Here is a 24475-nt window from a genome sequence, read left to right on the forward strand (position 1 = left end):
TTCAACATGCGTTACAAGCATGAACCGAATAGCGATGGTGAAGGCCGCACACGACATGGCGCTACGACAGCAGCACACGAACACACCAAGCCAGCCGCGAGCCACCACCCCTACGGGCATCGCCTCTCCAGCGCCTCCCGGAGTCGACCGAGGATCACAGCCAGCCGCCGCTCGTCGACGGACACCGCGCGCCGGAGGTCCTCCAGGTCGTCAACTGCCTCCGTGATCTGGTGCCAGGAGGGCGAGAGCGACAGGAACAACTCCAGTTGGCTCTCGGCGCGGTCCCAGTCGGGCAGTCCGCACAGCACCACCAGGAGATTGCTTCGTGCCAGGTCGCCCGTTTCCGCCGTAGCAGCCTGTTCCTCGTATATCTCCAGTGCCCGCCGCCATCGCTCGCTCTCCAGGGAAGAACCGGTCAGGCGCATAACAAGGGCGCTCTGATAGTGGAACCATCCGCACTCGGGGCGCAGTGCGATGGCGTGCTCGAGGTCGGCAAGCGCCTCCCCATGGCGGCCTGGAGCGCGGTGCGTCTCACCACGCCAGCAGCGCGGCCAGGCGGCATCGGGTTCCAGCGCGAGTGAGCGGTCGAGGTCCGCGAGCGCGGCTTGCATGTCCCCCAGGGTGAGGTGGACGTCCCCTCGGGCGGCGTAGGCCCCTGCGTGGTCCGGATCGAGAGTGAGGGCGCTCGTGAAGTCGGCCAGGGCCGCCCGGTGCCGGTGCATGCGGTGGTGCGTCAGACCCCGGAAGGTCATGGCCCGGCCGCTGCTGCGGTTCCGGTTGAGAGCCTGATCGAAGTCCGCCAGAGCGTCGTCGTAGTGACGCAGGTTGAGACGGGTGATGCCGCGGTTTACCAAGTGCAGTGATTCGTCAGGGGCGATCCTGAGGGCCTGGTCGAAGTCAGCTAGGGCAGCCTCGTGTTGGTGCATGTGGCTGCGGGCGATTCCCCGTCCCGCGTAAGCGCGGTGAGCTTGTTCCGCTTTGACGGACACCGTCGGTGTGGTGGTCAGGCTGCGAGTGCGGTCTCGTAGTCGGAGGGACTGCGGTAGCCGAGACTGCTGTGCAGTCGGTGCAAGTTGTACCAGCCCTCGATGAAATCAAAGATCGCGGTGCGGGCGGCGGCCCGGCTGGACCAGACGGTGGTGTCGAGCAACTCCCGTTTGATGGTGGCGAAGAACGACTCGGCGAGCACGTTGTCCCAGCACTGCCCAGTCCGGCCGACGGACAGACGAACACCCAACTCCTTTGCCAGGGAAGCGAATTGCTGACTGGTGTACTGGCAGCCGCGATCCGAGTGAAAGATCACCGGCCGGGCTGGGCAACGCTGGCGGCAGGCCGCCGTGAGGGCGTCGGCGACCAGACCGGTTCGCAGGTGATCGGCCGTGGCCCAGCCGACCACGCGGCGGGAGGCGATGTCGATGACGGTGGCCAGATACAGCCAGCCCTCCTCCGTCGGGACATACGTGATGTCGCCGCACCAGCGGGTGTCGACGCCGGCTGGGTCGGGACCAAACTGCCGCAAGACGAGGTCGGGCCGGGCGGCGGCGCGAGGGTCAGGAACGGTGGTCAGGTGCCGTCGTCTGCGGGATCGGCCCTCCAGGCCCGCAGCCCGCATCAGTCGGGCGATGCGGCGGCGCCTGCAGACTTCACCCTCGCGTTTCAGCACGGCGTGGATGCGTGGAACGCCGTAGGTGCCGCGCGACTTGGCGTGGACCTCGGTGATCTGCCCGGTCAGCTCGGCATCACGGACCGCCCGCGGACCGGGCTTGCCACTGCGGCGGGCATAGAAGGCGGTTCGGGAGACCTGCAGCAGTTCACACACGCGCTTGACGTTGTGACCGTCTCGCTTCTCCGCCTCGATGAACGGGTGCACCGTCACCGGGTCTCCTTCGCGAAGAAAGCCGTGGCCCGCTTGAGGACCTCCACGTCCTCCCGCAGTCGGCGGTTCTCCCGCCGCAACGCGGCCAACTCCTCGCGTTCGCTGCTGGTCAGCCCGTCCTTCTCGCCGGCGTCGACCTCGGCCTGGCTGACCCACAGCCGCACCGCGGTCTCCGTCAGGTCGAAGTCCTTGGCAATCTGACCGACCGAGCAGTCACCACGACGACACAGCTCCACGATCTCGGCCTTGAACTCCGGCGTGAACGAACGACGAGGCCGAGGCTTCTTCTTCCCCATGCTCTCCATGATGGACATCCTCCCGGGGCAGAACCCCTGATCTCGAATGTCCGTCAAAGCGGATCAAGCCCACCCCAGCCGGGCTGCGATGCCACGGACAGCCTCCACCGCGCCCTTCGAGCTGTGCGCGCGGGCGAGGACCGGCGTCTTCGGGTTCGGGGCAACGGGAACTCCACAGGCCGTAGGCAGGGAAGCATCCTGGACGACCTCGGATGTCCGGAAAGACGTCACGCGGGTGTCCGCACCCGTTCCGGGGCCGCCGACCCCGCGCTACAACACCAGCGGAGCGTCAGCAACCGTGCGAACGTCAGATCCAAACCTTCAACGACTTCGGTCTCCGCGACCCGGCAAGCCGCCCCGCACGACGGACACCTTCCCTGAACTGCCGCTCTCACAGCGGGAGTTGGCCGCTCACCTGCCGGGGTCAAGTCGCTGGGCGAGGTCGTGGGCCATGGCGCTGGTGAGGTCTCCGTCGTAAGCGCCGACGATCTCGACACGGCCCACGGTGATCGAGTGGGCCACGCTGGGGGCGCCCCAGAGTTTGCCGTCCACGACGATGGCGAACTGGTTGCGCGGGGCCGGGGCCGACGCGAGGGAGCCGGTCAGCGTGGCGAAACGGGTCCGGTCGGCGGGCGTGAGGGTCACCTCCACCTGCCAGCTGCCGTCGACGGTGCCCTTCTCGGCCTTCGCAGCAGCAACGCGGACGTCGCTCATGCCGCCGGCCGGGTCGGTGTGAATGCACATCGCCGGGTGGGTCTCGGTGCGGTGCACGGTATAGCCGCCGCCGGCCGGAGTGCAGGCCCGCTCTGTCGCCGAGGTGACCGGCAGGAGGGAGACCGTGGCCGCCTCTGTGGCGCCCCGCCCTTCGGCAGGCTGCACCACGTGGGCGCGCAGCGGGTCGCCGTCCGCAACAGCCACCCAGGCGGTGGCAACCGCCACGGCGAGGGCAACCCCGACACCGGCGCGCGTCAGCCGCTGCCGCCGCCGGGCGACCCGCAACGCGCCGTCTGCCAGGCCGACGAGATGGGCGCCGACGTCACCGTCGCGCTCCCGGACATGGGTGTGCAAGGTGTCGTGCAGCGACGTTTCGTGCAGCAGCTCCCCGGTCGAGTCGTTCATGCGGTCACGCCCCTTCCGGAGGCATTGGAGGAGGCGGACGGCCCTGCCTCGGCCAGAGTGACACGGAGCGTGACGAGGGCCTTGTGGGTCTGGCTGCGGACCGTGCCCGGAGCGACGCCCAGGATCGCGGCGATCTCGCTGTCGGGCCGGTCCTCGAAGTAGCGCAGCACGATCACCGCACGCTGGCGCTTGGGCAGCCGCCGCAGCGCAGTCATGATGTCCTGCCGCTGGACGACGGCGTCGGCCCAGTTGGCGCCCTGTGCGGACGGCTGGTCCGGCACGGAGTCCGTGACCGTCTCCCGCCCCCAACTGAGAAGCCGGAAGCGATCCACCTGGGCGTGGTAGAGCGCGCGGCGCACATAGATCTCCGGCTGTTCCCGGTCACGGAGCTTGGACCAGCGTCGGGCCGTGGAGGCAAGCGCGGTCTGGAGCAGGTCCCGGCCCTGTTCCCAGTCCCCGGTCAGCAGGTAGGCCGTGTGCAGCAGCGATCTCGACCGCGCCGCCACGAACTCGCGGAACTCGTGTTCCTCGTCGGCGTTCAATGCGCCCTCCCTCGTTCCCCCGTAAAGACGGGTACGAACACGCAAACGACTGCCCTGCCGCACCCACTTTCTCCGCCCCGTCCACCGGACAGCAACGCCGAAGGGTGCGGCTCCTCTGAAGGGAAGGGCTGAGCGGGAAGAGCACTGAGCGGGGCTGCGCTCGGGGCCGTTCGTCTCTCCCGCGGTCGTGGAGGAGGGGGCGGATGGGCTCCCTGTTCGAGGAAATGGAAGCGCGCGAGGCAGCTGCCCGGGTTCGGGGTGGAGGAGTTGGAAGCCGAACTCGCCGAGCTGTCCGGGAAGCCGGAGACAGCCGGGGAGGGGCTGGAGCGGATACGGATCGCGCGAGAGACGGTCACGGAAGTGCTTGCGGAGATGAGTCCGGAGAGGTCGGTGGCCGCCGTCGATGCCGGACAGGCGCGTGTGGATGAGCCGATGACGTCGGCGTATGCAGGGGTCGAGCGGCAGGTCATCGGTGTCCTGTCAGCGCCGAACTGGCAGCCTGGGATGGGGCCGGAGGTCTTGCCGCGGGTGTATCGGGACATCGTGGAGGTGGTGGCGGACGCGCCGGGGCCGGTCCGCGCCCAGCAGGGCGTGCCGAGCAGGTCGTGCCGAGGATCGGGCTGTCGGCCGGGACCGGGAAGACCGAGGGTACGAGAGCGAAGCTGAAGCGGCTGGTGGAGCGGGGCCCGCTGCACGACGACACCCCGGGCACGTTCACTCCGGCCCGCCGCGACGGGACCATTTCACCCGACTCCCGTCAACAACAGGGCTCTTCCGCGCCTACATTCAGGACCGGCGCCCAGGTCGCAGGATCCCCGAACGCGCCGGGGGCCGATCCGCCTGTGGCGGCCTCGGCTACGTTGACGGCATGGCCGCCGACATCGCCGAGTACGAACTGACCGCCCCCTGGACAGGCTTCATCGCTACGCCTCAAGCCGGTGGCGGCAGCGCGGGCGTGCTTGTGCTGTCCGGATCGAGCGGCCGGATCGAGCGCGAACGCTGCCGGCTCTTCGCCCGTGCCGGCGTGAGCGCGGCAACGGTCCGGTGGTTCGGCGGACCCGGGCAACCGCCCGGCATCTGTGAACTTCCGCTGGAAATCCTCGTGGAGGCGACCGGACTGCTGCGCGAACGCGGTGCCGAACGCGTCAGCATCCTGGGACTCTCCAAGAGCGCCGAGGCAGCGCTGCTGGTGTCCACGCTCTCGGACTGCGCCGACGCTGTGATCGCACTTGCCCCCTCGTCGGTCGTCTGGGCCAACGTCGGCCCCGGACACGACGGCCGGGACCACCCGTACCGGTCCAGCTGGACCTGGCAGGGACACCCCCTGCCCTTCGTCCCCTATACCGAGTCCTGGCTTCCGCCGGAGCCCCCGGGCGCGCCGGTCGCCCTGCTCGACTGGTACGAATCCAGCCTCATCGCCCACCAGGACCGTCTCGGCGCCGCGGCCATCCCGGTCGAGAACACCGACGCCGATCTGGTGCTGGTCGCGGGCGGCGCCGACAGGATGTGGCCGTCCCTGCGGTTCGCCGACGAACTCGCCGCCCGGCGCGCCGCGGCCGGACGCGAGACGACTGTGATCACCCGCCCCGACGCGGGCCACCGCATCACCTTCCCCGACGAGATACCGCCGCCACCCTCCACCCGCTACGCCCACGGCGGCACCCCCGAAGCCGGCACAGCACTGGGAACGGCCGCCTGGCCACACGTCATGGCCGCCGTCCACGGCACCTGAACACCCCGGACACCACCCACCAGAAAGCCCGATCCCCACACACCGACACCCGGCGCGCCGCAAGGCCGGTCGACTGCCGGCCAGCCGCGGGCGGCGCCCTCCCCCGTACCGGGAAACCCGTCATGAGGGAGGGTCATGGCCGCCCAGGTGATCAGCGTCCCCAGAGCGCCGGACAGGGCGTTCGCCGTCCCGCGGATGCCGACGGGCGTGCGTGATCCAGGCCCGGCTCCGCCCGACGACCCCTCCACGCCACGCGACGACGAACCCGCTCGCGCCCCTGGGACGGCCGGCGGCCCTGACCACGAGGTCGAGGCGCCGCCCGGCTCGGGTCACGAGCCTGTCCGCGCCGGCGAGGCCGGCCCGGACAGCGGCGATCTCGGGAGGTGCATCACCCGCAGACGGACAGGACGTCCTTCGCGGCGGCCGAGCCCTGCCGGCCGGCCTGGGCGACCAGCACCAACAGCGGGAGTCCGCACGTGTGCCGACCACACGGCGGTCGCGTGCGGACTTCCTCAAGGCCGCGCCACGACCCCGGCGTCCGGGGTACTCAGAACACCCACGATCCTCCCTGGCCCGGTGCGGCACCCGCCGGGACCGCACACGAAAAGACGACCTGGCTGTGATGTCGTTCGGCGGGCCCCGGCAGCCGGCTCCGAGCGGACCTGGCCGGCTGAGCATGTCGATGAAGGGCATCAACGACTGTCGACGAGTTCCAGCAACGGTCGGGCGGTTTCGAAGCTGGAAGTGTCGATGAGTTTCAGCAACACCTCAGAAGGGCCGCCGATCCCGTGACGCGGTGCGCTTGCTCCCGGGCTTCGGGCGGGTCACACCTCCGCCCCGCGACCTACGGTATCTGCATGAAAGAACGTTCATGCGAAGTGCCGACCGACCTCTATCCGGAGTTGGCGGTGCCGGGCGGCCTGGGAGAAGCGCTGACTCACGAAGCGGCTCGCCACGGGCACGCTGTCGGCCCCATGGAACCCGTTGAGGGGTTCGCCCCGGCGGTAGCCGCATGCCGTATTCGGGGAATGGCGCGGTTCGCGGTATATGCGACCAACGACGACGAACGCGAGTTCCGTATGCAGATCTCCGCGGACTCCGGATCACCCTGGGTCGCCTTCGGCAGCACCGACAGCCTCGCCGTGGTGACCGCCGTCCTGCACGAATGGTGTGAGGGCGCATCGACCGCTCAGCTGCGCCGCGAGTGGACGCTCCTCACGGATGACCCGCTGACGGCGGCACCGCAGCGACGAACGTACCGGCCGTGGATTCCCGAGCCGGGCCGGTGGCTGCAGTTCGACTGGGGCGAGGGGCCGCGGATCGGCGGCCGGCGGACCTGGCTGTTCTGCGCATGGCTGTCCTGGTCGCGGTTCCGGGTCGTGATCCCGGTCTGGGACTGTACGTTGGGCACGCTGGTGGCCTGTTTGGACACCACGCTGCGGCGGATCGGCGGGGCGCCGACGTATGTACTGACCGACAACGCGAAGACGGTCACCGTCGAGCACATCGCCGGGATTCCGGTCCGCCATCCGCAGATGGTCGCCGCCGGCCGGCATTACGGCTGCCAGGTGGTCAGCTGCGTGCCCTACGACCCCGAGTCGAAGGGCGGAGCGGAGGCCACGGTCCGTATCGCGAAGGCCGACCTGGTGCCCACAGATGCGAACCTGCTGGCCGCCTACGACTCCTTCGCCGAGCTCGCGGATGCCTGCCGCACGTGGTGCGAGCAGGTGAACTCCCGCCGTCACCGGGCGACCGGTCAGATACCCGCCGACCGCCTGGACGTCGAACGCACCACCTTGCACGTTCTTCCCCTTGAGCCGCTCGCGCTCGCGCTGGGCGAGGAGAGGCTGGTCGGCTCGGATCGCACGATCAGCTTCAACTCGGTGCGTTACTCGACCCCGCCGGGCTATACCGGCGCGCGGGTGTGGTGCCGGGTCGTCGGCGAGGAACTGTCGATCACGGCCCGCACCAACTCCGGTGATCTGTCGGAGATTTGGCGCCACCAGCTCTCCACCCCCGGTGTTCCGCAGATCATCGACGCCCACTATCCCGGCCATCCGGACGGCCGCAGCATCCACCAGCCGAGGCTGCGGCCACGCTCGGAGGCGGAGATCGCGTTCGTGGGCATCGGCCCCGGGGCCGGGCGCTGGCTCAAGGAGGCCGGACCCGCCGGCGCGGTCCGCATCCGCGCCAAGATGGCCCGCGCGGTCGAGCTGGCCACCGTCCTGGGCAACGACAAAGTCGACCAGCCCTTGGATTGGCCGCCACGGCCGGGCGGTTCGCCGACGACGACCTGCTCTCGATCCTGGGACACATCGCGGACAGCAAGCCCGCCGGCGAGGTCGTCCGCGCGGACGAGGCCCACTCGGTCCAGAACGGAACCATCGGCTGGCAGGCCCTGGGCCGCTGAATCAACATCCCGCCCACCACCACATTCTGACTGCACGTCAGCCAAGAGAACGGCACCTCCATGAGTTTCCCCAACCCGCCCGCTCTCCCCGAGGAACTCGACAAGCTCAGGCGCCGCATGCGCCTGCCCTATATGCGCAAAGCCGCCCCGGCCTCCGGCGCCTCGACCCAAAAGCCCACACGCCGGCCTGACCCTCTACCAGGCCCTGGACGCCCTCCAGGACCCGCTGAGGTGCTGGACCAGCACCTGCACCACCTGCGGCCACCCCCTCGCCACACGCAGAACCAGAGCCTAACGAAGCACTACTAGACCCTCGCGAACTCTCGATCGAGGACATGGACGCGGTGTTCGCGATCTACGGGAGCATCAAGGCAACCATGCACCTGTCGTTCGCGAGCCGCGTTCTCATGCTGAGGGCGGCACCATCGTGGCCAGGGTGTGGACCGCAACGCCGTAGGCGGCCAGCTTCGCCTTGAGATCCGGTGGGGTGATGTCAGTGTCGCGCAGCGTTGCGTCCTCGATCTCCACCTGCATCAACGTCTCCTCCTCTCACAGCCGCAACAGCACGTCTCGAACCTTCCTGCTTGTCCGAAGTGCTCGTGTGAGTACACCTACGAGATGAACGCCTTGCAGTGTGCCCGGAGTGCGGCCGCGAGTGGGTTCCCGCCGAGGGTGGCGCACAGGGCGGGGGCGTTGCCGGGCAGTGGGTCGTCAAGGATGCGGTTGGCAATGTGCTGCAGGACGGCGACGCCGTTGTCGTGGTCAAGGCGCTCAAGGTCAAGGGGAGTCCCTTGGGGATCAAGGCCGGCACCAAGATGCGCGGCATCCGGCTGGTCGACGGGGTCGACGGGCACGACATCGACTGCAGGATCGACGGTTTCGGTGCGATGCAGCTCAAGTCCAGTGTGGTCAAGAAAGCCTGACTGCAGCCGGCAGCCACCGCCTTCCTCTCGGTCCGCCGTCCGGCTTGGAGAAGTCTGCCGGGCAGCAACATGATGCTGAATTGCAAATTTTCGCAATTCATTAGATGCTGTGCTGGCTGTGTCCGTCGCCGGTAGCCGCGGGCGCAGCCGTCATGTCTGCGCCGGGTGGGGCGCCGTCGGGAAGGCGAGGAAGCCGTGTCCGTTCCGCTGTACCAGGCCAAGGCCGAGTTCTTCCGGATGCTGGGGCATCCCGTACGGATACGGGTGCTGGAGCTGCTGCAGGAGGGGCCGATGCCGGTGCGGGAGCTGCTGGCCGCGATCGAGGTGGAGCCCTCCAGCCTCTCCCAGCAGCTGGCGGTGCTGCGCCGCTCGGGCATTGTCGCCTCCCGGCGTGAGGGCTCCACGGTGGTGTATGCGCTGGCCAGCGGGGATGTCGCCGACCTGATGCGGGTGGCGCGCCGGATCCTGAGTGACGTGCTGGCCGGGCAGAACGAGCTGCTGGCCCAGCTGCGGGATACCAGGGTTTCCGCGTGATGAGAGTCTTGCTGGGCCGGGTGGGTGGCCGGCTTGCCGGGCTGCTGCCCGGCCGCGGTGATCTGGCGCAGATGCGCCGGGATCCGCGCCGGGACCTGCTGGCCGGCCTGACGGTGGCGATCGTGGCGCTGCCGCTGGCGCTCGGTTTCGGCGTCTCCTCCGGGCTCGGCGCGGAGGCGGGGCTGGCGACCGCGGTGATCGCGGGAGCGCTGGCCGCGGTGTTCGGCGGTTCGAATCTGCAGGTGTCCGGTCCCACCGGTGCGATGACGGTGGTGCTGGTGCCCATCGTCGCCGAGCACGGGCCGGGCGGGGTGCTGGCCGTCGGCCTGATGGCGGGGGTGATACTCGTCGTCCTGGCGGTGCTGAAGGCCGGCAAGTACATGCAGTACGTGCCCGCGCCGGTCGTCGAGGGTTTCACGCTGGGCATCGCCTGCGTGATCGGGCTGCAGCAGATCCCCAACGCCCTGGGCGTGCCCAAGCCGGGGGGCGACCGGGTCCTCGTGGTGGCCTGGCACGCGCTCCAGGAGTTCGCGCAGCACCCGAACTGGACCGCCGCCGCCTTCGCCCTGGCCGTCGCCGCCGTCATGCTGATCGGCGCCCGCCGGCGGCCCACGGTCCCCTTCTCCATCCTCGCGTTGATCGCGGCGACGGTGGTGGCGCAGCTCGCCGGCCTGGACGCGGCGAAGCCGATCGGTGACCTGCCGTCCGGCCTGCCCGCGCCTTCCCTCGCCTTCCTGGACGTGGGGGCGCTCGGCTCGCTGCTCGCCCCGGCGGTGGCGGTGGCGGCGCTGGCCGCGCTGGAGTCGCTGCTGTCGGCGTCGGTGGCGGACGGGATGACGGTCGGCCAGAAGCACGATCCCGACCGGGAGCTGTTCGGCCAGGGCCTGGCCAACATCGCCGCCCCACTGTTCGGCGGCGTCCCGGCAACCGGCGCGATCGCGCGGACCGCGGTCAACGTCCGTACCGGCGCGAGCTCGCGGCTCGCCTCCCTGGTCCATGCCGCGGTCCTCGCGGTGATCGTCTTCGCGGCCTCGCCGCTCGTCTCGAAGATTCCGCTCGCCGCGCTGGCGGGCGTGCTGCTGGCGACCGCCGTCCGCATGGTCGAGGTCGGTTCGCTGCGGGCGATGGCGAAGGCGACCCGTTCCGACGCGCTGATCCTGGTGCTGACCGCCGTCGCAACGCTCGCGCTCGACCTCGTCTACGCCGTGATCATCGGCCTGGTCGTCGCGGGCGCCCTCGCCCTGCGTGCCGTGGCCCTGCAGGCCCGCCTCGAAGAGGTCCCCCTCGACCGCGGCGACCACAGCGCTGAGGAGCATGCGCTGCTGGCCGAGCACATCGTCGCCTATCGCATCGATGGCCCGTTGTTCTTCGCCGGTGCCCATCGCTTCCTGCTGGAGCTGGCGGAAGTCGCCGACGTCCGCGTCGTCATCCTGCGCATGTCCCGGGTGAGCACCATCGACGCCACCGGCGCGCTCGTCCTCAAGGACGCGGTGGACAAGCTCCAGCGCCGAGGCATCGCCGTCATGACCTCCGGGATACGCCCCGGCCAGCGCCAGGTCCTGGACTCGCTCGGGGCGCTGGAGCTGCTGCGCCTGGAGGGGCGCGAGTACGCCACCACACCCGAGGCGATCCGGGGCGCCCGCAGCTACCTGGAATGCGCCGGTGTCATGCCGCCGCTCCCCGCCCGGACGCCGCGGCCGATCAGCGAGGAAACAGAGGAAACCGTCGGATGAGCACTCTGCCCGCATCGCTGCGCATGGTCGAGGTCTCCGGTACCGAAGCCCTATGGCTGCTGGAGGGCAGCACCCTGGGGCGGCTGGTGTACACGCAGCGGGACCTGACCGCCGTCCGGCCCGGCCACCACACCTGGGAGTACGGGCGCCTGGTGGTACGTACACCCGCCCCCGCCGCCGCGGTCCCCTTCGACGTGACCTACCACGTGGACGAGGTACGCGAGGCAACCGGCACGGGCTGGAGCGTCACCGTCGCCGGACGGGCCGACATGATCACCGACCCCGACGAGGCCGCCCACTACCGGCGCGCTCTCAGCGGCTGGACGCACGGCCCGCACGACACCCTGCTGCGCCTGCACCCCCGGACCGTCACCGGATTCCGCCTCGCCCGCGCGGAGGCGTGATGAGCACCCGGCTGGAGGCCCTGCCCCACCGGCATGTACTGACCCTGCCCACGATGCCGTCCGCGGTCCGCGCGGCCCGGGAGACCGCCGAGCGGGCACTGGCGGAGTGGGGCATAAGCCCCCGCCATCCCACCGTCGATCCGGCCCTGCTGATCCTGAGCGAGCTGGTCACCAACAGCGTCCGGCACGCCGCGGAACTCTCCCCTCAGCTGACCGTCATCTACGCCGCCGGCGAGGACACCCTGGCCTTCGCCGTGCACGACCGTCACCCCCATCAGCCGGCGCTGTACGCGACGCTCATCGACGCCGGGTCCGGCGGCCTGGCGACCGTCATGGAGCTCACCCTCGGCCTGGGCGGCACGGCGGTCGTCCGGAGCGATGCCGACGGCAGGGGCAAGAGCATCTGGATCACCCTCCCCCTGTGAAGCAGACCGGCTGACGTGCAAGGAAGTTGACGATCATGACCATCGAGTGGCGTTACACCGTCGAGCTGGAACTCGGCATCCTGTCCGTCTGCGGGTACCTGGGCCCGGACGCCGTCCACCGCTTCGCCGGTGCCATCGGCTGGGTGGTACAGCGCGGGAGGGGTCCGGTCATCGTCGACCTGACCGCGCTGCGCGGCTGGTCGGCCGAGGGCCAGACGGCGATCACCAAGGCCGCACGCCGTCTCGCCGCAGCGGGTCGCGGCCTGGAACTGGCCGCGATCCCCGCAGACGGCTCCCTCGTGCCCGACGCGGACTGTCCGCCCATCCCCGTGCACAGCGATCTGGCCGGCGCGCTCGCGGCACACAGCACGCGGCACGCCGAACCGGCACAGGGCCGCCACGAGTGGCGCACAACAGGCTGGCCGAGCACCGACCACGCACAGGAGTGAGTCCGCCGGGGTCAGCCGGGGGCGAAGGCGCCGTCGCCCTCCCGCACGGGTGCGAGGGTGCAGAGGTCCTCCTCCGTGGCGATGGCCACGTCCTCGATGAAACCGGTGGCGGCCAGCTCCCGGCCGGAGGCGCAGCCGGTGACCGCGCGCCTGAGGTCGGCGGTGCCCTCGTAGGTCGCTTTCGCGGCCGCTGCCTCGGCCGACAGGGGTCCCGCACTCTGGGCGTGCAGGTCGGAGATGAGGGCGCCCGCGCCCAGCAGGTCTTCCAGCGCAGGGCGCAGGCTGCCGTCCGGCCACCGCTGGCCCGCGGCGATCACGGCCACCGGACGGCCGGGCGTGCCATACCCCTGGTCGGTGAGCCAGTCGCCGACCGCGAGGATGTTGCGCAGGCAGGCGGCGACCACCCGCACCCGCGGCGGTGCAGCCGCCACGATGGCGGCACTGTTCGGGGAGGGCAGCACCAGGCGCGGAACGAACGGGGCGCGGCGCAGGTGGGCCGGGGAGAGGGACCAGGGATTCTCGGGGGTGACGGCGTGGCGGGCGAGGGCCAGCCGCGCCCCGCACTGCCGCGCGTATACGGCGGCGGCCTTCTGCGCCGCGGCCCGCTCGGCCGGAGCGGCGAAGCCGTCCGGCAGCCAGAACGGCAGCACCCGGATGCCCCGTTCGACGGCGACGCTCACGGCCGTGGTGAAGGACAGCACGTCGACGACGACCAGACAGGCCGCCTCTCTGGCGAGGCGGCCCGCCCCGGCAGGCCCCCACTCGAAGCGGATCCCGCTGCCGGACTGAACGGCCCAGTCACCCACGCCCCACCCCCTTGCCCCCTCCCCGTGCCGACGGCGGTCAGCTGCGGTCGCCGGGCGGCACCGGCGCCGCGCTCCGGCCGCCGAAGGACAGCCGCATCATGTGGGAGTGTCCGCACCGGGGGCACGCGCCCTCCGCGCCGACGGCGCTGGGGCGGCACTTCAGGCGGCAGGCGGGGCACTTGTACCAGGCCACCCCGGGGCCGCGCAGCGGAATGATTCTCACGCAAGCCTCCCTCACAACACGTATGGACTTGCTAATGTTAGCAATTGTTGAGGTCGTACCGCTGGTTTCGGGCGGCCCGGTTCTCGTACGCGGATTCGGTGTGGCCGTGGCCGCAGGTGAGGATGGCCGCATGTGTGTGACGAGTGGGTGGATGCGATGCGCCGAGGACCGGCCGGTACAGCAATGCTGCTTCGCGAGGGAGAGGGCGGCACGATGAGTACGCCGCTGTACCAACTGAAGGCCGAGTTTTTCAAGACGCTCGGCCACCCGGCCCGCATCCGGGTCCTGGAGCTGCTGAGCGAGCGCGAGCACGCGGTCGCGGAGATGCTGCCCGAGGTGGGCATCGAGGCCGCCCACCTCTCCCAGCAGCTCGCGGTGCTGCGACGGGCGAACCTGGTGGTGACCCGCAAGGAGGGTTCCACCGTGTACTACTCGCTGACCAGCCCGGACATCGCCGAACTGCTCAGGGTCGCCCGCACCATCCTCTCCGGCGTGCTCGCCGGGCAGGCCGAACTCCTCGCCGACCTGCAGGCCGCCCAGGCGCAGGCCAAACCGCCGTCATAACGACGGCCCCTCAACCGGCGGCCGTCTTTCGGGAGTTGACAGTGCTCCCTGGTGCGGGAGGCGGCCGCCTCCACCGCCAAATGCTGTATCTCCGCTCGTGGGTGGCGGGTTGGACACCCGCGAGCAAGTCCTCACCGTGTCAGGGAGGGTTCATGGGCCTGTTGCGCAAGATCCGGGAGACCGGCCGGGTGGCCGAGCCCGCCCCGCCCATGCCGGAGGGCGAACAGCCGTCCGCGGCCAGGGAGTTCGGCGCCTCGGTGCAGGTGCGCTGTGTGGACGCCGGATCCTGCAACGGCTGCGAGATCGAGATCGCCGCGGCCTTCAACCCGGTCTACGACGCCGAGCGCTACGGTGCCCGGCTGGTGGCCTCGCCCCGGCACGCGGACGTGGCCCTGGTGACGGGGCCGGTGACCCGGAACATGGCCGAGCCGCTGCGCCGCACGGTCGCCGCGATGCCCGAGCCGCGGCTCGTGGTCGCGGTCGGGGACTGTGCGATCGACTGCGGGGAGTTCGCGGGCGGTTACGGTGTCGAAGGCGCCGTCTCCGACGTCGTACCGGTCGATCTGGTGGTGCCCGGGTGCCCGCCGCGGCCGGCCGAGATCGTCGCCGCGCTGCGGAGAGTGACCGGACGGTGAGCCTGATCCCGGCCGCCCTCGCGACGGCCACCGGACTGGGCGTGGCGGGCGCTGCGGCCGGGCTGGTGCTGCCGCAGCGGGGCCGGGGTGCGGTGGTGGGTGTGTTGACAGCGGGTGTGGGGGTGGCGGGTGGTGCGTCGGGTGTGGCCGCTCTGGGCGGAAGCCGCTGGTCGGCCGAAATTCCCGGGCTGCTCCCGCTGGCCGGGACGCACTTCGCGGTGGACGCTCTGTCCGGACTGTTCATGGCGGTGGCCGGGGCCGTGGTGGCGGCGGTGGCCCTCTACGGTGTCGGCTATGTGGCCGGGCACGGTGCGCACGGCCTCGGCTCGCGGGGCGCGCAGGCGCTCCTGCCGCTGTTCGCACTGACCCTCGTGCTGGTGCCGGCGGCGGCCTCGGTCTCGACGTTCCTGTTGCTGTGGGAGCTGATGGCGCTCACCTCGCTGCTCCTCGTGCTGGCCGAGCACCGGGAGCGAGCGTCGGTGCGCGAGGCCGCCGTCTGGTATGCCGTGATGACCCACCTGGGCCTTGTCCTGCTGCTCGCGGGCTTGTCCGTGTATGCGTCGCAGGCCGGCGGAGAGACGTTCGCCGCCCTGCGCACCGGCACCGCGGGGATGTCGCCGACCGTGCGCGGGCTCGTGTTCGTGCTCACGGCGACGGCGTTCACCTCCAAAGCGGGCCTGGTGCCGCTGCACGCGTGGCTGCCCCGGGCGCACCCCGAGGCGCCCAGCGCGGTCTCGGCGCTGATGAGTGCGGCCATGGTGAACCTCGGTGTCTACGGGTTGGTGCGGGTCGGGTTCGATCTGCTGGGCGGAGGGCCGGCCTGGTGGTGGCTGCTGGTGATGGCGATGGGCGGGCTGTCGGCGGTGTACGGGATCCTGCAGGCCGCGATGGCCTCGGATCTCAAGCGGCTGCTGGCGTACTCGACCTCCGAGAACATGGGGCTCGTCGTGCTCGGTGTCGGGGCGGCCGGGCTGTTCGCCCACGCCGGTGACAAGGCGTTGGCCGGGCTGGCGCTGGCGGCGGCGCTGCTGCACGTGGTCAACCACTCCGCGTTCAAGTCCCTGTTGTTCGGCGCGGCGGGCTCGGTGCTGCGGGCCACCGGGGAGCGGAACCTGGATCTACTGGGCGGGCTGCGAGCCCGGATGCCCATAACGGCGGGACTGTTCGCCCTCGGTGCGCTGGGGGCGGTGGCGCTGCCGCCGGGCAACGGGTTCATCAGCGAATGGCTGCTGCTGCAGTCGATGATCCACGGGCTCGCCGTGCCCGGGGTGACCACGGCGATCGTGCTGCCGCTCGCGGTGGCGGTGATCGCCCTGTCTGCGGGGCTGGCGGCGGCGGTGTTCGTCAAGGCACTCGGTGTGGGCTTTTTCGCCCGGCCGCGCACCGAACAGGCCGCCGCGGCACAGGAGTCGCCGCTGCTGATGCTGGCCGGAATGGGACTGCTCGCGGCCCTGTGTACGGCGCTGGCCCTGGTGCCGGGGCTGCTGGGCGACGGCCTGGACCGCGCCGTGGCAGCGGTCGGCTTCTCCGGGACGCACCCGGTATCCGGCGGCGGACTGCGGGTGCGCCTGGACGAGGTATCCGCCTCGCTGTCCCCGCTGTGGGTGGTGGCGGCGCTCACGGTGGCGCTGGGCGCGGTCACCGCGACGACGAGGTGGGCGTCGCGGCGTCAGCGGCGGCGGATGAACGCTCGGCTGTGGGACTGCGGGGGCGGGGCGCCGACGCCGCGGATGGCGTATACGGCGACCTCGTTCGCGGAGCCGCTGCAGCGGGTCTTCGACGACGTGCTGGCCCCGGAGCAGGACGTGGATGTCACGCCGGTGCGCGAGTCGGCGTATCTCGTGGAGCGGGTGGCTTTCCGTAACCGGGTGCCCGACCGGATCGAGCACCGCCTGTACCGGCCGGTCCTCGACCTCCTCGCCGCGGCCGGGCAGTCGGCGCGCAGGCTGGCGGGCGGCAGCGTGCATACGTATCTCGGTTACGGCTTCTTCGGGCTGGTCGCCCTGCTGGTGGTGTTGGTGGTGGGCTGGTGAACACGGTCGGATACGCGGCGATCGTCCTCCAGGTGGGCGCGGTGGTGGCCGGGGCGCCCCTGCTGACCGGGCTGATGCGGCAGACGAGGGCCCGCCTGGAGGGGCGGGCCGGCGCCGGGGTGCTCCAGCCCTGGCGGGACGTTCGCAAACTGCTGCGCAAGGAACCGATCACGCCCATCGGCACCGGCCCCGCGTTCCGCTGGGCGCCGCCCCTGTTGGTCGCCACCTCGCTGGTGCTGGCCGTCCTGGTGCCACTGGTCTCCACCGACACACCGGTGCGGGCGCGCGCGGACCTGATCCTGGTGGTGGCGCTGCTGGCGCTCGGCACGCTGGCGCTGGCGCTCGCGGGCCTGGACACCGGTACCGCGTTCGGCGGCATGGGCGCCTCCCGGGAGATGACCATCGCCGCGCTGGTCGAACCCACCATCCTGGTGGCGGTGTTCGCGCTGTCGATACCGGCCGGGTCGACCAACCTCCCGGTCATCGTCGCCGGAGCCGCCGACCAGCCCGCCCGTCTCACCTCTCCGGCCGGGCTGCTGGCGATCGCCGCGCTCGCGGTGGCGGTGCTGGCCGAGAGCGGCCGGCTGCCGGTGGACAACCCCTCCACCCACCTGGAACTGACCATGGTCCACGAGGCGATGGTCCTCGAATACGCCGGACCCGACCTGGCGCTGGTCGAGTTCGGCGCCCAGCTGCGGCTGACCGTGCTGCTGGGGCTGCTGGCCTCGCTGTTCGCGCCGTGGGGCATCGCCACCGGCGTCTCGCTCACTGCCGTGCTGCTCGCCCTGCTGCTGGTGGTGCTCAAGGTGATGGTCCTGGGCATGGCGCTGGCGGCGGTCGAGGTCTTCTGGGCCAAACTCCGGCTGTTCCGGGTGCCCGAACTCCTCGCCGGGTCCTTCCTGTTGGCGCTGCTCGCGGTGACGGCCTCCTACTTCCTGGGCGCAGAGGGAGGAGGGCGATGAGCGAGGGCCTGTTCACTCAGTTGCTCGACCTGGCCTGCGGGGCGTTCCTGCTGGCCGCCGTGGTGGTGCTGTGGCGGCGTGAACTCTCCGCCATCGTGCGGCTTTTCGCGCTCCAGGGCGTCGCACTCGCGGCGATCGCCCTGCTCCTGGGACTGCACGAGGACCGGTGGGGCCTGCTCGTGGTGGCGGTGGGTATAGGGACACTGCGGGCCGGCCTGCTGCCCTACCTGATCCGCCGCGCCCTCAAGGCATTCGTCGCCGAGCGGGACGGCAGCCATGAGGGACACGAGGAGTCGCGCGAGACCCAGCCCCTGGTCAATGTCGCCGCGTCCCTGCTGACCGCCGCCGCGCTGACCCTCCTCGCCTACGCCGTCGCCCGACCCCTGGTCGAACTGGATCCCACGCCCGCCACCCGTGCGCTGCCGGTCGGCCTGGCCGTCGTCCTGATCGGCTTCTTCGTCCTGGTCACCCGGCGCCGCGCACTCGCCCAGGTGGTCGGCTTCCTGCTGCTGGACAACGGCATCACCGCGACCGCCTTCCTGGCCGCCTCCGGGGTGCCGTTGATCGTCGAACTCGGCGTCTCCTTCGATGTACTGCTCGCCGTTCTGGTGTTGCAGCTGCTCACCGTGCGGGTGCGGGAGGCGTTCGGCACCACCGACATCGACGACCTGCGGGAGCTGCACGACTGATGACCGCCACCACCGCGCTGTTGCTGACCGCGCCCGCCGCCGTTCCGCTGGCCGTGGCCGCCGGGTACGCGCTCACCGGGTTCGTCAGGCATGAGCTGCCGCACGGGCTGCCGGCGGTCCGGCGCACGCAGGAGAGCCGTCCACAGCGGGCGCGGAAAGCCCCTGTGCTCACTGCGGCGGGCGTGACGAGCCTGCCGGACAGGGAAGAAGCGGCCCCCGCCTCCGCACCCGGGAAGCCGGCCGTCGCCTCCCCGGCGCGGGCCCGTCACCCGTCCGACTGGGCCGCACTGGCCTCCCCGACGGTGATCCTCACCTGCGCGGCACTGCTGGCTGCGGAGCGCGTCGACGGCGGGTGGGTGTCCGCGTACTCCGGGCTGCTGCGGGCTGACGCGCTGACCGTGTGGATGCTGCTGGTCGTCGGCACCGTCGCCTTCATCGCCTGTGCTTCGGCGCCTGCCCATCTGGCGGCGGAGCGGGCCGCCGGGAACGCGACGGCCTGGACCATGTGGCGCTACCACATGCTGGTCCAGACGTTCCTCGGTGCGATGTGCCTGGCCGTGGTGAGCGCGAACCTCGGCGTGCTGTGGGTGGCGATCGAGGCGACCACCGTGGTCACGGCGTTCCTGGTCGGCCACCGCCGCACCCGCACGTCCGTCGAGGCCGCGTGGAAGTACGTGGTGATCTGTTCGGCCGGTATCGCGCTCGCCTTTCTGGGCACCGTGCTGCTGTATTACGCGGCCCGGCAGGCGGGCATCGCCGAGGCGTGGGCGCTGGACTGGCCCACGCTCGTGGCCCGTGCGGACCGACTCGACCCGGCCGTCACCCGGCTCGGCATCAGCCTGGTGGTCCTCGGCTACGGCGCCAAGGCGGGCCTGGTCCCGCTGCACGCCTGGCTGCCCGACGCGCACAGCCAGGCACCCGCCCCGGTCTCGGCCCTGATGTCCGGAGTGCTGCTGTCGGTGGCCTTCGCCGCGATCCTGCGCTACCGCGTCATCGCGGATGCGGCCCTGGGCCCGGACTTCACCCGGTTCCTGCTGGCCGGGATCGCCCTGCTCACCCTCACCCTGGCCGCCGGGTTGCTGCTGGCCCAGCGCGACTACAAACGGATGCTGGCCTACTCCAGCATGGAGCACATGAGCCTGATCGCCCTCGCCGCGGCGATCGGCAGCCCGCTCGCCCTGTCCGCCGCCCTGCTGCACATCGCCGGGCACGGACTCGCCAAGGCCACCGCGTTCTGCGCCTCGGGGCAGATCCTGCACCTGCGCGGCACGACGAAGATCGGCCGGGTGCGCGGGCTCCTGGCTCAATCTCCCTGGCTGGGTGCGCTGTTCGGGCTCGCGGTCGTGGCGCTGCTGGGCTTCCCGCCGTTCAGCCCCTTCGCCTCCGAACTGGGCATCGCCCGCGCCGGATTCGCCGCCGGAGCGGGCCTCGGCTGGGCCACGGCCACCGCCCTCCTGCTGGTCCTGGTCGCCTTCGCCGCACTCGCCACGCGCACCGCGCGCATGCTGCTGGGACCCGCGGAGGCGACCGGGGAAAGACCCTCTGCCCTGTGGCCCCTCGCTGCCGGTCTGGCGGCCTGCGCCGCTCTCGGCATCGCCACCGGCCCGCTGGGCCACTTGCTCACCCAGGCCGCCGCCGTCCTGGAAAGGCCCTGACCGATGCGCACCGTGCACGAGGTGAACACCAGCGAACTGCGCAAGCGGGCCGAGGCGCTGCTGCGCGAGGGGCACCGCCTGGCCTTGGTCGCTGCGCACCACGACGAGGACGCCGTACGCCTGGTCTACCTCTTCGTCTCCGGCCCACCCGACACCCGCATCGAGCTCCACGTACGCCTCGACCCCGGTCACCCCGAGGTGCCCAGCCTGGCCCATCTGTCCTTCCCCGCAGGCCGGTTCGAGCGCGAGATGCACGACCTGCACGGCATCGTGCCCCTCGACCACCCCCAACCACGCCGCCTGGTGCGCCACTTCCACTGGCCCAAGGGCTGGTACCCGATGCACCCCGACGCCGGCGACCCGCCCGCCTTCGGCGAGCAGGAAGGCCCCTACCCCTTTCTGGAGGTCACCGGCGACGGCGTCTACGAAATCCCCGTCGGCCCCGTCCACGCCGGGATCATCGAACCCGGCCACTTCCGCTTCTCCGTCGTCGGCGAGACCATCCTCAAACTCAAGGCCCGCCTCTGGTTCGTCCACAAGGGCATCGAGAAACTCTTCCAGGGCCGTAGCGTCGCGGCCGGGCTGCCGCTGGCCGAGCGCATCAGCGGCGACACCGCCGTCGGCCACGCGCTGGCCTACTGCCTGGCCGTCGAGGAGGCCACCGGCACCGCCGTCCCCGAACAGGCCCAGTGTGCCCGCGCGTTGCTGCTCGAACTCGAACGCCTCCACAACCACGTGGCCGACCTCGGCATGCTCTGCAACGACGTCGGCCACGGCATCCTCAACGCCCACGCCCAGCGCGTGCGCGAACAACTCCTGCGCCTCAACGACACGGTGACCGGACACCGGCTGCTGCGCGGCGGAGTGGTCCCCGGCGGCAGCGCGCTGCGCACCCTGCCCGGTCGTACGCAGTTGGAGGGCATCGGCGACGACATCCGCGAGATCGTCCGGCTGGCACTGGGCCACTCCACCGTCCACGACCGGTTCACCGGCACCGCGATCCTGCGCAATGAGGCCGCCCGTGACATCGGCTGCCTCGGCTACGTCGCCCGCGCCAGCGGCCTGTCGCTGGACGCGAGGATCGAGCATCCCTTTACTCCGCACGGGCAACCGGGCCGGGTTCCCGTCCACACCGGCGGCGACGTCCTGGCCCGCTTCCTGGTCCGCGCCGAAGAGATCGACGCCTCTCTCACACTGATCCGGGAGCTGTCCGACTGTGTCGCTACCGGCCCCGTCCACGGAAGGCCGACCGGCCCGGGGGAAGGCCCCCGCAACGGTGTCGGCCTCGTCGAGGGCTGGCGCGGCACCATCGCCACCCGCGTCGAACTCGCCGACGACGGCACCCTGGCCCGGGTCAAGCCGGTCGACCCGTCCTTCTTCAACTGGCCCGCCCTGCCGGTCGCGTTGAGCGACACGATCGTCCCGGACTTCCCGCTGACCAACAAAAGCTTCAATCTCTCCTACGCCGGCAACGACCTGTGACCGGTCAGGAACCCGGCTCGCGGCCCACGAGCCGGTATCCGGTCACGATGTCGGCCCGGATACGCACCACATGTGCCATCTCCGTGTCGACCCAGGGCGTGAGTGCGGCCTGATAGCGCGCGAGTTCGGCCGGATCGGAGACGCGGGAGGCGGTGCCGGTGACGACCACGCTCCAGCCGGTGCGGGTGGCCGGGTCGAGGTCGTCGGCCTCGTAGGCCACCACCCCGGAGAGCGCCGCGCGGCCCAGCAGCGCGGACCCCGTGTGCGTGCGGATGACGATGTCTCCGTTGGCCTCCACGAGGTGGTTGACCGGGCGGATCGCGGGCAGCGCCTGGTGGGAGAACACCACTCGGCCCAGCGGCGCCTCGGCCAGCAGTTTCAGTGCCTCGTCCCGGCCCAGCTCGACCATGTGCACCCGCTGCGGTGTACCGGCTGTCATGGCGACTCCTCTCCGGGCCCCGGCACACGCTCGGCACCGTCGGGCCACAGCACCTCGACGTCGATGCCGCGGCTGCGCGCGTAGGCCACCAGGTGAGCGGTGGTGTCCTGGCCGGTGGAGGCGGTGCCGTCCCAGATCGCCAGCACCCGGGCGCAGTCGCGCAGCAGCCGCTCATCTGCCCGGACGCAGGCATCCCGGTCCGCGGGGTCGTACTCCACCAGCCGCACCTGCTGCGACAGCAGCAACAGTTCCCCGGCCGCCCGCCGGTCCCGCTCCCGCAGTAGTGCGGGCACCCGGTTCAGCGTGGGCACCACCGCCACCAGCGCCAGACCTGCTTGCTGCGCGGCCCGTCCGAACGCCACCGGCAGCCCCTGCCCGACCCGGACCAGGCCCGTCCGGCCGGTCTCGGCGCACCGGGCCAGCCGCGCGCGCAGCTCGTCTTCCAGCAGGGCCAGGGTCCAGGGTGCGAGATCCGCGTGCCCCACAACAGCGATCACCCTCGGCAGTCCTTTCTCGCCAACCGTGCTGCCCACGGCAACCAGCCGTTCGAAGAAGTCTTCAAGCCGCGTTGAGGGTAGCCGCCGAGCAGGAGGCATGGGCAGCCGCATACGGGAGCACAACGGTCGCCCACTGGCTCCGTTGATCAACAGCCTCACCGATGTCTTGGTGGTCCCACAGGGGCCGTTCGGCCCCAATGCGCGGCCGGGTGGCCCTTTTCCGTATGGGGACTGTCGGTCTTCCGGTTACTTGCGCGCGTGTTGGCCCAGGTAGAAGAGCAGCCATATGAACCCGGCGAACAGGTGTGTGCCGAAGATGTAGAAGCCCACCCGGATCGCGACACCACGCTCGATCCGCGACTCCCTGTCCTTGACCTGCTGCTCGCGCCGCCGGCTCTCCGGCGGCTCGGACGCCTCAGCTCCCTCACGCACAGTCTCGTCTCCCTGCTTCCCGCGTTCTGCACGTTGATATGGGCTACGACGGCATACGGAACCGGACGAGGATCACCTTGCCGTCATGGTCGATGGCCGGTTCCGCGCTGACGTCGCCGTCGTACGCGGCGGCCAGCTCGGCCACCAGCCGCAGCCCCGCCCCCATCCCGCCCGGTTCGAGGTCCGGCAGGCGCGGCTCGGCGTCGGCGACGCTGACGACCAGCTGCCCCGCGCCGACCGTGATGCCCACGTCGGCGACCGGGGACCGCGATGCGTGCCGCAGCACATTGGTGACCAGCTCACTGACCACCAGCACCACCGTGTCGGCGAACGCGGAGCCCGGCGCGACACCGACCTCCCCGAACCGTCCAGCCAGCGCCTCACGGGCCAACCTCACCGCATCCGGCCCGACCGGCACCGAGACGATGTGGCGCCGCACCGGCGACGGCACGTGCTCCATCGCCGCCGCGGGCCGACGGCCCCGCCGCCACGGGCCGAACGCGCTTCCGCCCGTCACCGCACCGGCTCCGCGCCCCGCAGCTCCGCCAACAGCTCCTGACGGCCCGCCAGCAGCACGGACAGGATCCGGCGCGCCGCACCCAGCAGCTCGGCCACATCACCGCCCGCCAGCTCATACACCACGGTGGAGCCGGACCGGGTGGCGGTGACGATCCCGGAACGGCGCAGCACCGCCAGCTGCTGCGACAGGTTCGACGGCTCGACCTCGATGGCGGCCAACAGGTCGCGCACCGGCTTCGGCCCGTCCTGCAGCAGCTCCAGCACCCGTATCCGCACCGGATGCCCCAGCATCCGGAAGAACTCCGCCTTCGCCTCGTACAGCGGAACCGGCATCCCGATCACTCCTCATCCGCCCCGGCCACCGTGACATCGAGCCCGTGCCGGCGGGCGAACCGCACCGCATCGTCCAGCTCGTCCTGCGCCACCGCCACGGCATACGGGTCCTCGGCCGCCACGGCAGCCGCCAGCCCGGCCCGGGCCGCCCGTACCCGCGCCAGCAGCGCCTCGACGACCTCGCCCACCCCGACCTCCACACCCTGAACCATCTACAGACCACCGCAACTAACGAATTGAAGAACTCTTCAAGTGTAGTGCCGTGGTGTGACCGGCAGCGCGACGGCGCCTTGGAATCTCACACCTCGGCCAGCCGCGCGCAGACACAGAACTCGCGCACCCTGTCCCCGCAGGCGCACTGGAGGGCGAAAGCAACGGCATCGACGAAGGGCTTCGCGTTGTGGGCGATCGTGAGGCCGGGCTGGCGGTCGCCCGAGCAGGCAGGTTCGCCGCCCAGCGAGGTCAGTCCGCGGTGCGCACCGAGCATCTGCTGTGCGTCCTGGCCACCGACGCCGGATCCGCGGCGCGGCGGATTTCAACGATCTCGGCGTCGACGTGGCTCGGATCAAGAAGGAACTGAAAGGCGGCCTCGGGCGCACTCCACGCCGCCGCAGACACAGCGAGTGAGGTTCCCCTCCTACTGTGGAGACCGTGACCGGAGGGATAGGTGGGGTCATGGCATCCAAGAAGCGCCTCTACGATGCGGAGTTCCGCGAGGGGGCGGTACGGATCGTGATGGAGACCGGGAAGTCGATCCCGGAGG

At 71.1% G+C, this 24475-nt stretch carries 29 protein-coding genes and 1 pseudogene; 15 read left to right on the forward strand and 15 right to left on the reverse strand.

Annotated elements, in window-relative coordinates; genetic code table 11:
- Positions 1–110: 110 nt before the first annotated feature.
- The 5 genes from ACIBJH_RS47730 to ACIBJH_RS47750 all read right to left on the reverse strand — a co-directional run bounded on the left by ACIBJH_RS47730 (position 111) and on the right by ACIBJH_RS47750 (position 3833).
- Positions 111–926, reverse strand: a complete 816-nt coding sequence (locus ACIBJH_RS47730; RefSeq protein WP_399123330.1) for a tetratricopeptide repeat protein — start codon at positions 924–926, stop codon at positions 111–113.
- A gap of 77 nt (positions 927–1003) precedes the next feature.
- Positions 1004–1876 carry an IS3 family transposase gene (locus ACIBJH_RS47735; protein ID WP_399123332.1) on the reverse strand — a complete coding sequence of 291 codons (873 nt, stop codon included), beginning with the start codon at positions 1874–1876 and terminating at the stop codon, positions 1004–1006.
- A complete protein-coding gene (locus ACIBJH_RS47740) occupies positions 1873–2181 on the reverse strand; it encodes a transposase (protein ID WP_399123333.1) in 309 nt (102 codons plus the stop codon). The genes ACIBJH_RS47735 and ACIBJH_RS47740 overlap by 4 nt, the downstream gene beginning before the upstream one ends.
- A 402-nt stretch (positions 2182–2583) precedes the next feature.
- Positions 2584–3291 (reverse strand): SecDF P1 head subdomain-containing protein, encoded by a 708-nt coding sequence (locus ACIBJH_RS47745; protein WP_399123335.1) that lies wholly within the window; start codon positions 3289–3291, stop codon positions 2584–2586.
- Entirely contained in the window at positions 3288–3833 is a 546-nt protein-coding gene (locus ACIBJH_RS47750; protein ID WP_399123336.1) for a SigE family RNA polymerase sigma factor, read from the reverse strand. Before ACIBJH_RS47750 ends, ACIBJH_RS47745 begins: the two co-directional genes overlap by 4 nt.
- Before the next feature lie 868 nt (positions 3834–4701).
- Here ACIBJH_RS47750 and ACIBJH_RS47755 point away from each other — a divergent pair.
- Together ACIBJH_RS47755 and ACIBJH_RS47760 are read left to right on the forward strand one after the other, a co-directional pair.
- Positions 4702–5565: an acyl-CoA thioester hydrolase/BAAT C-terminal domain-containing protein gene (locus ACIBJH_RS47755; RefSeq protein WP_399123338.1), complete on the forward strand. Its 864-nt coding sequence runs from the start codon at positions 4702–4704 to the stop codon at positions 5563–5565.
- 857 nt (positions 5566–6422) lie between these two features.
- On the forward strand, positions 6423–8039 hold the full coding sequence (locus tag ACIBJH_RS47760; RefSeq protein WP_399123339.1) for a Mu transposase domain-containing protein: 1617 nt from the start codon (positions 6423–6425) through the stop codon (positions 8037–8039).
- A 341-nt stretch (positions 8040–8380) separates the two neighbouring features.
- Here ACIBJH_RS47760 and ACIBJH_RS47765 read toward each other — a convergent pair whose 3' ends face one another.
- Positions 8381–8509, reverse strand: a complete 129-nt coding sequence (locus ACIBJH_RS47765) for a hypothetical protein (protein WP_399123340.1) — start codon at positions 8507–8509, stop codon at positions 8381–8383.
- 84 nt (positions 8510–8593) lie between these two features.
- Between ACIBJH_RS47765 and ACIBJH_RS47770 the strand changes: the two are divergent.
- The 6 genes and pseudogenes from ACIBJH_RS47770 to ACIBJH_RS47795 all read left to right on the forward strand — a co-directional run bounded on the left by ACIBJH_RS47770 (position 8594) and on the right by ACIBJH_RS47795 (position 12443).
- Positions 8594–8898: pseudogene (locus ACIBJH_RS47770) on the forward strand (zinc ribbon domain-containing protein YjdM).
- A gap of 195 nt (positions 8899–9093) precedes the next feature.
- The gene (locus ACIBJH_RS47775) at positions 9094–9432 is read left to right on the forward strand and encodes an ArsR/SmtB family transcription factor (protein WP_399123342.1); all 339 of its coding nucleotides are present in this window, start codon (positions 9094–9096) and stop codon (positions 9430–9432) included.
- Positions 9432–11165 (forward strand): SulP family inorganic anion transporter, encoded by a 1734-nt coding sequence (locus tag ACIBJH_RS47780; RefSeq protein ID WP_399123363.1) that lies wholly within the window; start codon positions 9432–9434, stop codon positions 11163–11165. Before ACIBJH_RS47775 ends, ACIBJH_RS47780 begins: the two co-directional genes overlap by 1 nt.
- Positions 11162–11569 (forward strand): pyridoxamine 5'-phosphate oxidase family protein, encoded by a 408-nt coding sequence (locus tag ACIBJH_RS47785; protein WP_399123343.1) that lies wholly within the window; start codon positions 11162–11164, stop codon positions 11567–11569. Before ACIBJH_RS47780 ends, ACIBJH_RS47785 begins: the two co-directional genes overlap by 4 nt.
- Positions 11569–11994, forward strand: coding sequence for an ATP-binding protein (locus tag ACIBJH_RS47790; RefSeq protein WP_399123344.1), 426 nt, complete (start codon positions 11569–11571; stop codon positions 11992–11994). Before ACIBJH_RS47785 ends, ACIBJH_RS47790 begins: the two co-directional genes overlap by 1 nt.
- Positions 11995–12029: 35 nt before the next feature.
- Complete coding sequence (locus ACIBJH_RS47795; RefSeq protein ID WP_399123346.1) at positions 12030–12443, forward strand: anti-sigma factor antagonist; 414 nt, start codon at positions 12030–12032, stop codon at positions 12441–12443.
- An 11-nt stretch (positions 12444–12454) separates the two neighbouring features.
- Here ACIBJH_RS47795 and ACIBJH_RS47800 read toward each other — a convergent pair whose 3' ends face one another.
- Positions 12455–13249: a 2-phosphosulfolactate phosphatase gene (locus tag ACIBJH_RS47800; RefSeq protein ID WP_399123347.1), complete on the reverse strand. Its 795-nt coding sequence runs from the start codon at positions 13247–13249 to the stop codon at positions 12455–12457.
- A gap of 37 nt (positions 13250–13286) precedes the next feature.
- Positions 13287–13472: a hypothetical protein gene (locus ACIBJH_RS47805; RefSeq protein WP_399123348.1), complete on the reverse strand. Its 186-nt coding sequence runs from the start codon at positions 13470–13472 to the stop codon at positions 13287–13289.
- 213 nt (positions 13473–13685) lie between these two features.
- Here ACIBJH_RS47805 and ACIBJH_RS47810 point away from each other — a divergent pair, with 213 nt between their 5' ends.
- The 7 genes from ACIBJH_RS47810 (at position 13686) to ACIBJH_RS47840 (ending at position 21492) form a co-directional block, all read left to right on the forward strand.
- The gene (locus tag ACIBJH_RS47810; RefSeq protein WP_093631627.1) at positions 13686–14036 is read left to right on the forward strand and encodes a helix-turn-helix transcriptional regulator; all 351 of its coding nucleotides are present in this window, start codon (positions 13686–13688) and stop codon (positions 14034–14036) included.
- Positions 14037–14188: 152 nt separating this feature from the next.
- On the forward strand, positions 14189–14671 hold the full coding sequence (locus ACIBJH_RS47815; RefSeq protein WP_399123349.1) for an NADH-quinone oxidoreductase subunit B family protein: 483 nt from the start codon (positions 14189–14191) through the stop codon (positions 14669–14671).
- Complete coding sequence (locus ACIBJH_RS47820) at positions 14668–16704, forward strand: proton-conducting transporter membrane subunit (protein WP_399123350.1); 2037 nt, start codon at positions 14668–14670, stop codon at positions 16702–16704. Before ACIBJH_RS47815 ends, ACIBJH_RS47820 begins: the two co-directional genes overlap by 4 nt.
- A complete protein-coding gene (locus ACIBJH_RS47825; RefSeq protein ID WP_399123351.1) occupies positions 16701–17666 on the forward strand; it encodes a respiratory chain complex I subunit 1 family protein in 966 nt (321 codons plus the stop codon). The genes ACIBJH_RS47820 and ACIBJH_RS47825 overlap by 4 nt, the downstream gene beginning before the upstream one ends.
- Positions 17663–18355 carry a hypothetical protein gene (locus ACIBJH_RS47830; protein WP_399123352.1) on the forward strand — a complete coding sequence of 231 codons (693 nt, stop codon included), beginning with the start codon at positions 17663–17665 and terminating at the stop codon, positions 18353–18355. The genes ACIBJH_RS47825 and ACIBJH_RS47830 overlap by 4 nt, the downstream gene beginning before the upstream one ends.
- Entirely contained in the window at positions 18355–20010 is a 1656-nt protein-coding gene (locus tag ACIBJH_RS47835; protein ID WP_399123354.1) for a proton-conducting transporter membrane subunit, read from the forward strand. Before ACIBJH_RS47830 ends, ACIBJH_RS47835 begins: the two co-directional genes overlap by 1 nt.
- A gap of 21 nt (positions 20011–20031) precedes the next feature.
- Positions 20032–21492: an NADH-quinone oxidoreductase subunit C gene (locus tag ACIBJH_RS47840; protein ID WP_399123355.1), complete on the forward strand. Its 1461-nt coding sequence runs from the start codon at positions 20032–20034 to the stop codon at positions 21490–21492.
- A gap of 4 nt (positions 21493–21496) precedes the next feature.
- On the opposite strand, the gene ACIBJH_RS47845 is transcribed toward ACIBJH_RS47840, so the two are convergent.
- The 7 genes from ACIBJH_RS47845 to ACIBJH_RS47875 all read right to left on the reverse strand — a co-directional run bounded on the left by ACIBJH_RS47845 (position 21497) and on the right by ACIBJH_RS47875 (position 24199).
- Positions 21497–21931: a pyridoxamine 5'-phosphate oxidase family protein gene (locus ACIBJH_RS47845; RefSeq protein ID WP_399123356.1), complete on the reverse strand. Its 435-nt coding sequence runs from the start codon at positions 21929–21931 to the stop codon at positions 21497–21499.
- A complete protein-coding gene (locus ACIBJH_RS47850) occupies positions 21928–22428 on the reverse strand; it encodes a DUF834 domain-containing protein (RefSeq protein WP_399123357.1) in 501 nt (166 codons plus the stop codon). Before ACIBJH_RS47850 ends, ACIBJH_RS47845 begins: the two co-directional genes overlap by 4 nt.
- Before the next feature lie 246 nt (positions 22429–22674).
- On the reverse strand, positions 22675–22860 hold the full coding sequence (locus ACIBJH_RS47855) for a DUF6126 family protein (protein ID WP_399123358.1): 186 nt from the start codon (positions 22858–22860) through the stop codon (positions 22675–22677).
- A gap of 43 nt (positions 22861–22903) precedes the next feature.
- Positions 22904–23377: an ATP-binding protein gene (locus ACIBJH_RS47860; protein WP_399123359.1), complete on the reverse strand. Its 474-nt coding sequence runs from the start codon at positions 23375–23377 to the stop codon at positions 22904–22906.
- A complete protein-coding gene (locus tag ACIBJH_RS47865) occupies positions 23374–23712 on the reverse strand; it encodes an ArsR/SmtB family transcription factor (RefSeq protein WP_399123360.1) in 339 nt (112 codons plus the stop codon). The genes ACIBJH_RS47860 and ACIBJH_RS47865 overlap by 4 nt, the downstream gene beginning before the upstream one ends.
- Positions 23713–23717: 5 nt before the next feature.
- Complete coding sequence (locus ACIBJH_RS47870) at positions 23718–23924, reverse strand: hypothetical protein (protein WP_399123361.1); 207 nt, start codon at positions 23922–23924, stop codon at positions 23718–23720.
- An 86-nt stretch (positions 23925–24010) separates the two neighbouring features.
- Entirely contained in the window at positions 24011–24199 is a 189-nt protein-coding gene (locus tag ACIBJH_RS47875; protein WP_399123362.1) for a hypothetical protein, read from the reverse strand.
- Positions 24200–24475 lie beyond the last annotated feature (276 nt).

This window comes from Streptomyces sp. NPDC050548, from assembly GCF_044457385.1.
Taxonomy (GTDB): Bacteria; Actinomycetota; Actinomycetes; order Streptomycetales; family Streptomycetaceae; genus Streptomyces.